The organism is Shewanella sp. UCD-FRSSP16_17, assembly GCF_001675935.1.
Lineage (GTDB): Bacteria > Pseudomonadota > Gammaproteobacteria > Enterobacterales > Shewanellaceae > Shewanella > Shewanella japonica.
The window spans coordinates 240,729-254,287 of the sequence record NZ_LZFV01000024.1; the positions used below are offsets into that span (position 1 = coordinate 240,729).

At 36.9% G+C, this 13,559-nt stretch carries 13 protein-coding genes; 10 read left to right on the top strand and 3 right to left on the bottom strand.

Annotated elements, in window-relative coordinates:
* Positions 1-193: 193 nt before the first annotated feature.
* Together A9267_RS12520 and A9267_RS12525 are read right to left on the bottom strand one after the other, a co-directional pair.
* Entirely contained in the window at positions 194-499 is a 306-nt protein-coding gene (locus A9267_RS12520) for a pyocin activator PrtN family protein (protein ID WP_065109392.1), read from the bottom strand.
* 158 nt (positions 500-657) lie between these two features.
* Positions 658-1,197: a hypothetical protein gene (locus A9267_RS12525; protein ID WP_065109393.1), complete on the bottom strand. Its 540-nt coding sequence runs from the start codon at positions 1,195-1,197 to the stop codon at positions 658-660.
* A 306-nt stretch (positions 1,198-1,503) separates the two neighbouring features.
* Here A9267_RS12525 and A9267_RS12530 point away from each other — a divergent pair, with 306 nt between their 5' ends.
* The 6 genes from A9267_RS12530 (at position 1,504) to A9267_RS12555 (ending at position 6,266) form a co-directional block, all read left to right on the top strand.
* Entirely contained in the window at positions 1,504-1,896 is a 393-nt protein-coding gene (locus tag A9267_RS12530; RefSeq protein WP_065109394.1) for a single-stranded DNA-binding protein, read from the top strand.
* Between the two features lie 139 nt (positions 1,897-2,035).
* Positions 2,036-2,338: a hypothetical protein gene (locus A9267_RS12535; RefSeq protein ID WP_065109395.1), complete on the top strand. Its 303-nt coding sequence runs from the start codon at positions 2,036-2,038 to the stop codon at positions 2,336-2,338.
* Between the two features lie 31 nt (positions 2,339-2,369).
* Positions 2,370-3,026: a metallophosphoesterase family protein gene (locus A9267_RS12540; protein ID WP_197495533.1), complete on the top strand. Its 657-nt coding sequence runs from the start codon at positions 2,370-2,372 to the stop codon at positions 3,024-3,026.
* Positions 3,027-3,255: 229 nt separating this feature from the next.
* The gene (locus A9267_RS12545) at positions 3,256-4,368 is read left to right on the top strand and encodes a DUF4124 domain-containing protein (protein WP_065109396.1); all 1,113 of its coding nucleotides are present in this window, start codon (positions 3,256-3,258) and stop codon (positions 4,366-4,368) included.
* Between the two features lie 60 nt (positions 4,369-4,428).
* Positions 4,429-5,250: an OST-HTH/LOTUS domain-containing protein gene (locus tag A9267_RS12550; protein WP_065109397.1), complete on the top strand. Its 822-nt coding sequence runs from the start codon at positions 4,429-4,431 to the stop codon at positions 5,248-5,250.
* A 725-nt stretch (positions 5,251-5,975) separates the two neighbouring features.
* On the top strand, positions 5,976-6,266 hold the full coding sequence (locus tag A9267_RS12555) for a YbjQ family protein (protein WP_065109398.1): 291 nt from the start codon (positions 5,976-5,978) through the stop codon (positions 6,264-6,266).
* Between the two features lie 428 nt (positions 6,267-6,694).
* Here A9267_RS12555 and A9267_RS12560 read toward each other — a convergent pair whose 3' ends face one another.
* Positions 6,695-6,910, bottom strand: a complete 216-nt coding sequence (locus A9267_RS12560; protein ID WP_065109399.1) for a hypothetical protein — start codon at positions 6,908-6,910, stop codon at positions 6,695-6,697.
* A 797-nt stretch (positions 6,911-7,707) separates the two neighbouring features.
* Between A9267_RS12560 and A9267_RS12565 the strand changes: the two genes are divergently transcribed.
* From A9267_RS12565 to A9267_RS12580, 4 genes are all read left to right on the top strand, one after another.
* A complete protein-coding gene (locus tag A9267_RS12565) occupies positions 7,708-8,604 on the top strand; it encodes a hypothetical protein (RefSeq protein WP_231919107.1) in 897 nt (298 codons plus the stop codon).
* Between the two features lie 1,336 nt (positions 8,605-9,940).
* Positions 9,941-10,099 (top strand): hypothetical protein, encoded by a 159-nt coding sequence (locus tag A9267_RS21790; protein ID WP_156669161.1) that lies wholly within the window; start codon positions 9,941-9,943, stop codon positions 10,097-10,099.
* Between the two features lie 372 nt (positions 10,100-10,471).
* Positions 10,472-11,287, top strand: a complete 816-nt coding sequence (locus tag A9267_RS12575; RefSeq protein ID WP_065109401.1) for an HNH endonuclease signature motif containing protein — start codon at positions 10,472-10,474, stop codon at positions 11,285-11,287.
* A 123-nt stretch (positions 11,288-11,410) separates the two neighbouring features.
* On the top strand, positions 11,411-13,534 hold the full coding sequence (locus A9267_RS12580) for a KAP family P-loop NTPase fold protein (protein WP_065109402.1): 2,124 nt from the start codon (positions 11,411-11,413) through the stop codon (positions 13,532-13,534).
* The last annotated feature ends 25 nt before the right edge of the window (positions 13,535-13,559 follow it).

The following is a 13,559-nucleotide window of genomic DNA, read 5'->3' on the forward strand; positions in this document are numbered from 1 at the left end:
AGTCTAAGGCCCGATATCACTGGGTTTGAACATCACTGTTGTTAACAGATCCCCTTTTTAGTCCCCCATCAACAGACGAATAATGTCGATATTGTCAGTTTCATTTTGGATACTCATTAAATATTAACCAATTGCAGTGAGATTGAAAGTGAAAAATAACGTTGATTACCCTCGTTAATTTAATCGTGTCATTTCAATAATGTGATATTTCAACATTTCTATGCTGAATGAGATAGTTTGCTAGATCAAATGCTTTGATAAAAACCGGTGCTTTGCGTCCCAAATAAGGCGATGTTGGCACTAAGCCTAACTTTTCTATGGTTCCATCATGTAGTTTAGCTTTCGCTGTTTTATCCGTTTTGTATCCAAGATACTCTTTGGCAACGGTAAGGTAGGGGAGCAGTGGACTGTTGTGGACTTCAATTAAATGCTGAGCAACGGTTATTAATGCAAAAATGTTCTGCTGCTCATGTTTAGATTTATTTGTTGGTAGCGTCATTTGAGTAACTGGCCTTTTAGAGAAAGGGTTAATAAAAGGCCAGTATGAGACTTAAAATAAAAGATCAATAAAAGTGATTATGCTTGCTCACTATGAATGAATTGCCCCTATAGCAACTGAAGTATTGGGCTACATCACTTACATAAAGCTGTATTGGCTTAAAAGAGTGTTACTTTCTTAGGCATGCTTAAGAAGTTTTCCAGATCGAAAACATTAACAAAAATTGTTTCATTATTTCCCTCAGTCAAACACATCGTTACTAGTTGTAATTGCTCTAGTGTACCGTCGTGATATTTAGCGATAGCAGAGCGACTAGAATGCCACCCCAAGAATGCTTTAGCGACTTTATGGTACGGAATGATCGGCGTGCTAAATTGCTTCACTAGCCCTCGAATAAATATCGATTTTTCAATTGGAATATTACCTGAGTCAAACTGAGCGGTGCTATGCGATGTGTGTAGTTTGCCAGCCGATTTATCACGTGCGTTATTGAAAATAGCAGATAGTTGGTCAATGGTGATTATGCCTTCCTTAATATTGACCCCAAGTTGTTGAAGAAAAGGGTCTTCTTTAAGGTGCTTTTTAAATGTTCTCAAGCTGACATTAAAATAGGTCTTAGCAACCATCTCCAGAGGTAGGTGATTTGCGTTAAATGTGTCAGTTAATAATGTCTTAAATGAAATCGGTAGGTTTTGCATACTTAGCCCTTAATAAACGAATGTTGGGCGAGTATGTCAATTTCGTAATTGATAACAAAAAAAGTGATTATGCTTGGAATGTGTTTTTTTGGCATGTTCAAATAGGCTGAATGACCCTTAGAGTTTGATGCCAGTTAGAAATAGATATGTAAACCTATGAAACCAAATGATTTTGAATTTGACGGACGAAGTATCAAACAACTCAAGGTACTGGATTTAATAAATAAAAACTAAGCTTTCATAAAACTATTGACGAAGAGATTCTGTTATGTGATTCTAATAACAGAATCTAATAAAGGAGGTGGTATGAAAAAGCCTATGACTGTCCGTTTACATGAAAATAATTTGAATAAACTAAATATAATCGCAACACAACGTGGTATGACTAGGCAGGATCTTGTTGAAAAAATTCTCATAGATGCTTCCAATGAAATGGCTGAGGGGCTAACCAACAACACAGTTTCATATGTGCCGTCTCATATACTTGAACTAATTAAAACTCAATCAGAAAAATTAGCGGCTGGTACAGAAATTAGTTTGAAAAAGATTGTTGGTGAAGAGCAATGGAGCAATCTACCAGATGCGACACGCAGAGTCTTTGGAAAGCAATTTAGAGACATGGTAGCTAACGGTGAGTTCCCAAACTTAAAAGAAGGTCGCAAAAAAAGTAATAACGAGCAGCAATACACAATTTTATAAATTGAATCAAAAAACCACTAAAAATTAGCACCTCAGGTTATAACATGTAGATTTTAAAATTCGAGTGCTCAGGCAGTAACTTTTTAACAAGCCAAGTTTTCAGTACGGCATTCAGTTATACAAAATAAGGGAAAGAAAAATGAAGCTCCAATTAGAAACTATAGAAGACCTCGCAAAACTTCCTATGAGTTATTTACAAAAAGTGCACGAAAACATGGTCTCAGGTGGTTCAAAAGAAAAAACAACGGTTAGGTTAGGTTTAAGTGGGTGTGGAGAAAGGCCAAACTACGAACTGACCTATGGAATCGGTGAGAAAGTCGCTTTCAATAGTAGTAACCATGAACATTACTCTCGCTCAAAGACATTCAATGAAGAAAATATATCAAGACCATTCTCATATGATGAGCTAAAAGCGGCATTTAATAGAAGCGTATTAGGTTAAGTTAGCATGCGCTAATGTGTTGGTAGACATATTGTTTATCAACACGATTACTGACTTTCTAGAGGTAGTCAATTTGAGGATTCTTCACGTAACTGATTTACATTTCAATAAACAACAATGTTCATGGGTTTTAAATGAAAGCGAAAAAGCAGATGTAGTTTGCCTCACAGGTGACTTTTTAGATACACATTTTAATCAAGCTTATTCTATTACTGCTCAAATCGAATGGTTACAGTCTTGGTTAAAAGCTTTTAAAGTCCCTATTTTTGTATGTACGGGAAACCACGATGAAATGGAATCATCCGAAAATATGCATTGGCTAAGTAATATTTCTGGTGTTAGAAGTGATGGCTGTATAGAAGTTATAGAGCAGATAAGATTTGGTTGTATCCCTTATGAATTTGAGGCATTTGAGCATTTTCGAAGTTGTGATGTTTTGCTACACCATGAGCCACCATCAAGCTTAAAAGTATCTAAACAAAGTGGGCAAGATTTTGGATCAGATTCACTCAGAACAGCCCTAAAAAACGATACCCTTAAGCCCAAATGGATTCTATGTGGGCACGTTCATAAACCAATTAAGAATGTATCAAAATTTAAAGGGGTTATTATCTCAAATCCAGGTGCTAATCAAAACTGTTCTATACCTAACCATCATTGGATTACCCTAAATAAACCGTCAGTATAATTAATCAGTTGATTTAATTTCTTAATAAGAGAGGTGCAACATCTCTCTAAATCAAATATATAATTTAGCGACACCATCAATGCGCCTTTGTTCACAAATAAACTAAATAATGAACATCTTCATGAGCCCATACAAATAGTGAGATATTGAGTAGTTTGAAGTAATTAATGTTACCAGATATAGTGACAGAGAGTTCATAACATAATGAATACTATGAGGGTTTTAGGCTATGGAAAGCCGTTTAAGTCGATATGTGTTAACTGTTGTTTTAGTTGTTGTATTAGGATTCATCGTCAACCACTACAAAGGCCAATGGCTTCATATCCCTATTATTGGTGATTTCTTCAGCCCCGAGTTCTTAACGTCAAAAGGCGAGATATCACGACTCCCTCAAATCAGTAAACCTCGTGCAACTGAGCACCACGAATTTGAAATGTCCGCAGCTCAGCGCAGTATTTGCGAATCATTAGCTGTTACTCAAGGATTGGAAATTAAAAAGCAGGACAATGGTATCTATACTTGGGTTGATGAAAAAGGCATTACTCATTTCTCCGATGTCGCTGCGGCTAGCAAGAAAAGTCAGCTTAGCCAATATACTGAACCGCAATATAGTTTTGATATCGAGATTAACTCAATTGCGACCAACCCTCCCCCATTTCTTCGCAATAAACTCACTACAACCTTAAAGCACATTGATGCTGATTTTCGCCAGCTTTTACCAAAGAGCGAATTACTTCCTATTAAAATTGATTTAATCCTTGCAGGAAGTAACGATGCTTACGAAGACTTACAGCGTAAATACTCAAACTCAGTCAATGCGAGCCAAGGGTTCTATTCAAGCAGACATAATGTCGCTGCGGTGTTACATAAAAATAACCAACAAGCTTTTAGAACTGCTGTACATGAATCAGTTCATGTCATGAACGCAGGTCAATTTGGTTCAACTCCGCGCTGGTTTAATGAAGGGTTAGCAGAGTATTTTGAGTCGCCATTGTATTTAAAGCAACTGAATGACAAAAGCCAATTTCAATTGGTCACATCTAACCAAATTAAAGCAGCCAAGATAAACTACCGAGTTGGCAAGTATTTAACCTTACCAGAACTCTTAAATGCCACGAATGTTGATTGGAACGGAAGCAAACGCAGTGCGCTTTATCAAAACTCGAGACAGTTTATCCAATTTTTGATGTCGAGTTATCAAGGCCGACAAACGTTGAATGCGCTATTTACTCAATTTAGTGAGCAACGTTGTAATGAAAAAAAGCCAATGTCTGCGCTAGAGACATATTCTGGCGGTATGCGTAAGTTGAATAAGGACTGGTTTAAATGGCATCGAAAATAAACAATTTAGGTTAAACAGTACAACTCGCCTTTGACTACAAAAAGAAAAGGATTTAAAAATTTGAAAAATGAAGAATTTGTAGATGATGTACTAAGAAGGGTTGGACGAAACGTAGTCCTTTTTCAACAACTTGAACAATTGCTAAAAATTATAGTAGCCAATGGTAAGCTCGCAGGGTTTGCAAGTGAGTTAAAAACACTTAAAGAAGCTCAGGAAAACAAAGTTAATAAACAGACTATGGGAACTTTGGTTGGGCAGTATGTTGAAAATTCAAATCCTGAATCAGATAAACAATCAACTGAACCAGAAGAAAAAAATGAAATATACTTTTCATTTAGTTTTAGGGTTGAATGTGATTATGATTACTATAAAAGTAAAAATGAAGCTCTAGCTCAGTTAGTTACTGAGCGGAATGACCTTATTCATCATTTGTTACCACGTTTTGATATGAAATCCCCTCAAAACTGTAAATCATTAAGTAAGGAACTTGATGAGCAGAGTGACAAGATTAGACTTGAAATTAATCATTTAAAAGCAATGACCAAGTCATTAATTGATGGGCGTAAAATAATGGCTACTTACTTGCAATCGGAAGAAGCGAGGAAAGATCTAGAACTCTCCTTTTTAAAGCAAAGCCGTCTAATACTTATGCTTGGAGATATCGCTACTCAAATAAGTAGAGAAGATGGATGGGCTTTGATTAGTTCAGCCGGTCAGCTAATTAAGGAGCATGCACCAGAAGAGTTTGCTCAAATGAAAAAAAAGCATGGTTATAGTTCACTTAAGAAGCTTATCGAAGCTAGTGAGATTTTTGATATATACGAAGAAGTCACACCAAAAAGTGGAACAAGAATTCTGTATAAACTCAAAGCAGATTATTAGTTATCAACAACTTAAATATTGCAGTTTTCAAGAGCCTTATTCGCTTTTAACACTAGTACGAATTGATTAAGGACACATGGAGAATAAGAACCATAGGCTCAGGTTAAGAGCTATTTGTTGGGGAGCCTACACTGATTATCTGTTATATCTTAGATAATCAGTTTAATACAACTGTAGCAAAGTTGCTGACACGTTTATGCCCAAATAATCTAGCTAATCTTTAGACAGAGAGTCTGCATAACTAGTCATTCTCACTTTTGATTTTCTTCTTCTCTGCATATTTTACAAATATCGAGGCATCCGACGATTAAGACAATTAAGGGGAGTAAGAACTCCATAGAACCTCCTTACAGGGTAACAGCTTAGTGTTATTAAGCTGGTATTTTTTAAAAAATAAATTAAATAGTACGTAATGGCAAATGAGCCATGAGTATTTATCAAGGCCTCTAAATACTGACTAACCTGAAGAGGAGTTGACGATTATTAAATACGTTTATTACTCCTAAATAATGTCAGCTGAATATAACGTTGATATGTAATCGATAGCATTAGTTACTATAAATAGTAAGCAGTTTAGTTGTTCGTTGCGAACTACACTACATTATTGAAATCCACGTTTATCGAGTTGATTTTGCTGCTATTGTAGTTTGGCTTTCGATTGGAGTTGGCAGGTGCCTTTTCTTGTTTGGGAAGGGTTATTAATATTAAACGAATGGAGCTCGAGAATGATAATAACAACAAGTAATGAAATAGCAGATCATAAAATTTCGTCTTATGTCGGTGTAGCCAAAGGGCTAAGTATTTGCCCACATAGTGTACTTCAAGTTGCTCAAAGTGTTGTACAGCCATCTGCCCACGCCAAATGTCGCACTGAATCATACGATCTAATGGTTAAGCAGGCTGAATCACTAGGGGCAAATGCCATTATCGGAATGAGATATGACTCATCATCAATAAATGGAACTCTTGAAGTCTTTGCTTACGGTACCGCTGTAATAATCAGCCCTTCAAAATAAGATCTACCTTTAATATTAAAACTATATCAAAGCCAAGCTATTGCTTGGCTTTTTCAGCTTCTTTGCACTTTTTACAAATAATGATGCATCCGACGATTAAGACTGTTAAGGGTAGTAAGAATTCCATATGACCTCTTTTATAGGTATCAGCTTAGTGTGATTTAAGCTGATACCTTTGCTGATTTTAAATTTAAAAAAACTTAAATAGTAAGTAGCGACATTTTAACCAGGAGTCCTCGGGCAGCCCTTTGCCCTTGTACTTTCTATCATAAGCACATTCTCCGATTATAAATTTCAAATACAATAAGCTTGAAGGTAAACAGAAAAAAGGACTATTGGTTATCCAAAACATAGTCACACAAACTATAGTCGAGATGAGTAAGATAAGTACTGGCGTGTAACGAGCATAAAACGCCTCGTTTTGTTGATTAAAAATCACTATCAAACCCCGAATCAAAGCCTGAGTCGAAACTTGAACAAGAATCAAAACTATCGAAGCTTGATGAGATTTCAGTATCACAAGTGCTTATTGAACTACTGCTTTCTGTGATACCGAATGGGTTACCTTTGATGTCTACACTGGAGCCTGAGACCATTGGTGTGCCATCAATATTGGTAATAGGGGCGTTATTTTTAGAAGTCATAATGTGTCCTTTAAAAAGAAGGTTAATTACTGTTCTAAATTTAAGTTAATGAAATAAAGTTGAATTGCAAACTTATTTATCTGCAAGGTCAGCAATAAAAATGTGCTCTTTCTTTATTCACCTCGTCGGTTACCTAGACTCTTTCAAGACTCAAAAGAATCGTTTTTCAGCTTTTATTTTCTTTGCTTTTATTCGATAGAATTATCTTTATTTAGCAAAAATCGGCACGATTTTCTGCAATAAAACGGCCTGTGAAACAGGCTTTCAAAACGCGGATGTGAGTTATTACGAAGTAATGACGAGAAGCAGCACGCGCATGTACAGCTGGTCTGTACTAACCGAATTTTAGTTTTGCCTCAGCAAAATTTAGCCTCATATTTGGGATAAATTGAAGGCTAAACCTGTGTGGTTTTCGTCAGAAAATCATAGCGATGAAAGAGGGAAATGAGGTGGAACACATCCCCTCGTCATAAGCGGTGAAAATGCGGTTAGTACAGAGCGTAGCGAAATACATGCGCGTTTGATGCAGTGAAGTGCTAGAGCGTAGCTCGTAAACCTGCGCCGATGACGAGTCATCAGAGCGGGTGGGCGCTTCAGAGCATATGAGGGATTAACGAAGTTAAACACTCATCAGCCAAAGGCTGGCTTGGTAGCGATGTTTATCGCTATTTTCATCCCGACAGGGATAAATCACTTTAACGGCATGAATATCTGAACTTTGTAGATAAAAGATGAAACTTCGTATTCTGTGAAACTAGTTATGGATACCTAAAAATCAACGCATAAAAAATATCAACATGAACGTGTATCAACAACTGCAACAAACCATTAATACCGCCGTGTTTTCATCAGGGAAACAGGCTGAAAAGTATCAACCTTATTTGTTCATGCCCATGAAATATATACCAGGGGAAAATAATAATCAGACAGGCAAAGTCAGACGGGAGTTAACCATAAAAATGGTTGCTCGATTTGGAGTCACCTCACCAACCCTCATTGCGGTTATATATGGTATTACCAAGCGACAAGCGCTCGAACACCTCAACAAGCTTGTGAAAGAAAAGCTGCTCAGCTTAGTGATAACCCATCGGTCTGTTGACGACCGTGTGTATGTCCTCGATTACGCAGGCGCAAAATATGCTGAAGAGTTGTTATCCATCGCGGTCTACTTTCGCACCAACGACAAGCCCGCATTACGGGTTAATCAGAACACCATCATGCACGATTTAATGATGCAATATATTCAATTGCGGGGCATTCACAATAAAGTCAAAACGGGTGAGGATAGTCCGTACTGGATTTCATTAGTCACCGAGCCTGAATTTAAGCGACTCTTTAAATCAAATGACGTAAGAAACGTCGACGGAGTTGTCATTGAGCCAACCGGTAGCCTTGTAGCTATTGAACTAGAGCATTCCTTTAAAACCAAAGCTGCACGACAGACCATTTTATTAAAATGGCTTTACGGCCTCAATCATGGCTATTACGACAAGGTGATGTTGTTCTCTCAATCTTTGCAGGTATTTAGTGATATTAAGCGGCTTCATAACCAATTATTCGAAGAGATGGTGACTCGAGTAGATAAAAAGACGCGTAAGCCACTGTTAACATCACAAGACGTAACACAATTACAAAGCAAAATAATATATCGAACCGTATTATGTGATGAATTAGAAAGCGTTTTTTATCAATAGTTGTTAAGCGCCACAAAAACGAGAAAGACACCCAAAGGGTGTCTTTCAAGGCAAGGCCTACAGGAGGCATTACAGAGGAGTGAGGTAGATTCAACACAATGGAAAAATCACCAGAGATTAATTTTATCCATAAAAAGAACTCCTTTTCACTGCAGCCGAGGCATCCATGATTTCCCTAGCAATAATAAGTAAGCCTGAAGCTAGAGAAATTACGCTAGTTAAGTAGGACGAGGGTAAAAAACTTCAACTAATCACCTGATGACATGTAATAGATAATAGAAAAAAGTACACACAACAGGCCAATAGTGGCCCAAATTAAACCTAGATCAATATGCTCCATGCGACCTCTTAACAATCCTTGTTAATCGTCTGAAAAGTATAGTCAGGAATGGTGATTAAGGTAAATTATCAAAACTGTAACTCGTTTATGCCCCAAAGCTCTATTTAACAATGCTTATCTTCGTTTTCCATAAACATTTAAATGAAATTGCTTTTTTACAGTTGCCATCCTTACAGCCTAGATTGCACAATCTAATGAACTGTTTTTATATACAGGTATAATGAGATTTGGCTTAATTTAAATCAAACAGCTCATCAAATAAGTCTAAAGTCGAAATTCATGCTTAACTAAAAATCTATAATTGTCTGATAATTTTGGAAATAAATTTCATCACTTATTTTTTAAGCGACTTTAACGCGCAAGCTCGGTTTGTTTTAGGATGCCAAGAGAATTTTATTGCTTTACATCAAAGACATAGAGAATGTAGGATGTTATAAATCAATAACTTAAACGGCCGACTTTATCAGGCGAGCCGTATAATAAGCTGTTAAAACTCTCGGAGATTCTTGTGCCAAAACAAGCTTGTATTAATTGCCACTATTTCCATAAAAGCTATAGAGATGATAATGGCCGCGAGATAAAGCTTGAGATAACAAAGGAAATGCGGGAGAAAACAAAGAATGATGATTATTCGTGGCGCATACCGGACGTATCAATGTCATGTTACAAGGGTGTTTGGGATCAAGGTCATAACTTTTCTCTGGATACAGCTACTGACCTAATATGCAATGAAGAGAGAAAAAATAGGTGTTATTTTTGGAAATACATGCCAGGTACATTTTTGCCTACAGCTGTTGATCTTCAAACTAGGCAAGAAGAGATGAAATCTAATAGCCGAGGTTATCGGCTAGCAATATTAGGCCTAGTAATAACGGTCGTTGGCCTGTTAGTTAAAGTATTGAGCCAATGAGTTTTAACAAGTGCAGGCATTGGACGTCAAACCTGCGGTTTGCCTCCTATGCTGCAAGCGTTAAATGCCAAAAGGATTTGCTTAATTTGCGTGGTATATGGTCAGGAAAAATAGAAACACCTCATGTTCCATTAGGTATTCCAATATCTGATGCACTTGATATTCTCAAAAGTGTGAATGACGATATTTATAAAACCGTTGAAGATGAAGAAGTGTCTTACAAAATTTTGACAACTTTCTTTTAGGTTGCAGTTTACGAAAAGAACGGAATAGCGTCGTCTGTTTGGTATAACGATCCTACTGGCCGTTTAACATTCTTTGGAAAGAGAAAGAAAATTAAACTTTATCTATCACGCTATGGCCAATCATCAAATTGGGAAAAGCGAATGAATAATGGTTGGATTACGTTCTATTTCAATGATACAGATAAATTGGCTATGGCATATGGAAATGACATGGATGTAATCCGTTTTAATCAAAATATTTAGCCGATAATTGGCACTTAACAAGCGGTTTAAACGGAACAAAAAAACAGTTGGTTAGGTTCCGCTTCGCTCCACATTATAACCAACAATTTTTGTCCGCTTAAGCGGGCGTTAGTTTTATAAGAGGTTTTGGTGAATAAAAAGTATTCAGAATCACGTCCAAGTATCAGTGCTGACCTAAGAAGGGAAGTTAATACGGAAGCAGGTCATACATGTACGGTTAAGTTATGTATGGAACATACATATTTGGAAATTCACCATATCGATGAAAATAGAGAGAATAATACATTAGACAACCTAATTCTCTTATGTGATAAACACCATAAAATGGCTCACGCTAAAAAGATATCTAGAAAAGAGTTAAAGAACTATAAAACCATGTTAAATGGTGGGAATAGCTCAGGTGACAAAATGACGGAGTTCTATAGAGACTTTGTAAATTTCATCTCGAAGAATATGTTTTTAGTACATTGGATAAACATTAGTGACAACCTAATCGCGACGTCAATTGAAGACGAAATATTAGATGGCTTCAACGAGGTGGAAACTAAAATTTTCAGATCAACTCTGCCTGGTGCTTTTCCTGAGTTAGATAACGCAATACTAGAGTTAGGAACTCATATTAATTATCTACGCCTTCACTTCACTAAATCGAAACATTCTCACCTTTTTGAGAATAAGTGGTGGCGGAGAGATATGCGGTGGAAAAAGGTAATGCTTGAACAGGATGAGTATCAAAAGAGATATGATGAAGTCGAAGTATGGCAAAAAGAATTATATAAAAAACATTGCAACTTAGTAGTTGCATTAAATTACTTTGCAAAAGCTGTAAGAGAAACCATCGACCCCGTATATTTCAATTGTGAAAACTTTGTTGTTTGTGACTCCATGGGAACTACAAATGGTTTAGAAGGCTATGAATATATTCCAGAGGTTTATGCCGAATAAAACTAACAAGTCGTTTAAAAGGACAAAAAACAGTTGGCTTTTGCTCCTTCGTCGCTAATTTTAGCCAACAATTTTTGCCTTTTAACGAGGCGTTAGCAATCTCCACGAACAATGGATCTATGAATGGGAAAATACCATAACGACCAACCGATACAGGGTGGGCCTAATGACCCTGACTTACTAAATAGACTTGATTTTGCTAACCACCTAGCAAACGTACTTCTATTAAATCATGATGATGATTGTCTAACTGTATCTTTGGAAGGTGAATGGGGGTATGGCAAAACATCAGTAATCAACCTTGTCAAAGGAGCTTTAAATGAAAAAGAAGCTGCCCCTATCATCATTGAATATAACCCTTGGTTGGCTGGTAAGCCTGAGTCGTTAATTCAAGATTTCTTACTACAATTTTCATCTCAACTTAACATTAAAGATAGCTCTGAGGTGGCATTGAAAGCTGCTAAGGAATTGATTGCATACTCTAGCCTCTTTAGTGTCGCAAAGCTTGTCCCAGGTGCAGAGCCATGGGCATCAATCGTTGAAAAAGTATTCTCTAAGTTTGGAAGTTCAACTAAGAAGATTGCAGAATTAAAAAAACTTGACCTTTTAGGAAAAAAGAAAAAGGTTGTTTCTGCAATTGAAAAAATTAAAACCCCGATAATCGTAGTTATTGACGATATTGATAGGTTAACTCCATCTGAAACTTTTCAAGTTTTGCGCCTCGTAAAGGCCGTAGCAGACTTTTCTGGAACGTCGTTTCTATTAGCCTTTGACTCAAGCTACCTTATCTCCGTTTTGGATAAGAATGACATTGTCAATGCTTCGGAATATATCAATAAGGTAGTACAGCTCAGAGTGCCCCTTCCTGTAATTTCTGAAAGAGGGATGAATGAGCTTGCCAATGTAGAGCTAGATAATCTAAGCGACAAAAAATTAACAGATAGATTTGAAAGTGACCAAGAGAGATTAAGCTGGATTTATCATCATTATTTCAAGCACCTAATAAAGAACCCAAGGGAATTGAAAAGATTTTTCAACCACTTGAGGTTTGTACTGGAGCAGGTTGAAGGACAAGTATGTTTTTCTGATCTTTTTTCGTTATCAATAATTGCTACAAAAGCCAATGCGGTATACGAACATGTCAAGAAAACGCCAGAAGCTTATATCGGAAAAAGGTTTTCAAATGACGGCCTTATGATGGACAAGCCGGAAGAAGTGGTAAAGTCATTTAATGAAGATCGGAGTCAAATTTTAAAAGCATTCAGTGAAAGGGATCGTAAGCTATTAGAGGGGCTTCTGGGAGATACTTTTCCACTTATAGATTCTGGTGGCTATTCACATTATGGCGTTTCTGATGCTGATGCCGCTGGCAGGGTTTCAGCCCCGCAAAGGCTTCATGTTGCGTTTCATTACAAAACTCCAACGGGGTATTTTTCAGATCAAGAGATTCTCGATTTTATTGCTGGAAACATTGATAGAGACGAGTTTCTTAGTCGAACGGTTTCTGAAGACGCCGATGATCGATTCTTTGAAATGATGACGAATTATGCAAAAGAATGCAGAGGTAATAGCTTTGATATATTGATTAGCATTTATAACGCACTTCTCAACTCTGAAAAGCTAATATCGTCTCTAGAAAGTAATTATGGTTTTATGTCTAAGGATCTTTATCGCCAAATGAATTGGCTTACAAATAAGGTAATCTCTGAGAGTGACGATAAATATACACTGATAAAAAGTCTTGTTGGAAGAGAAGAAAGCGCTCCTTTGGCTGCCGACGTTTTGTACAAAATTCGAGGTCAAATTCACGGAGAAAGCTATGATGAGCCATGGGTCTCTGAAGAACAGCTGGCTGAGCTTGAGGTTGACTATCAAAAGATGGCTATTAAATCCCTTTCCGATAGGACACATATTAATAATCATCTTGAATCACACATTTTCTATGAGTTAAAAAGATCCTCAAAAGATAAAACATATGAATTTATGGATGCAGTCATGAATAGTGAGAATGGCGTAATTAGAGTGGCCGAAATAATTGGTAACTCTGGCAGTGATTCTACCAATGGCCCTTTTGTTCAGATTGATGAACAAACTTTTGGTGATGTTATTGATTTAGATAATCTTAGAGAGCAAGCTGAAAAAATAGATGTTACGAATCAACCTATCCACATTCAAGCAGTACTTAAAAGTATTCTTGATGGAAAAAAGTACTATTTGAGAGATGGGGAGTTAGGTGAGCGATGGTAACCATAATTCCTAAAGAAGTGGGGTC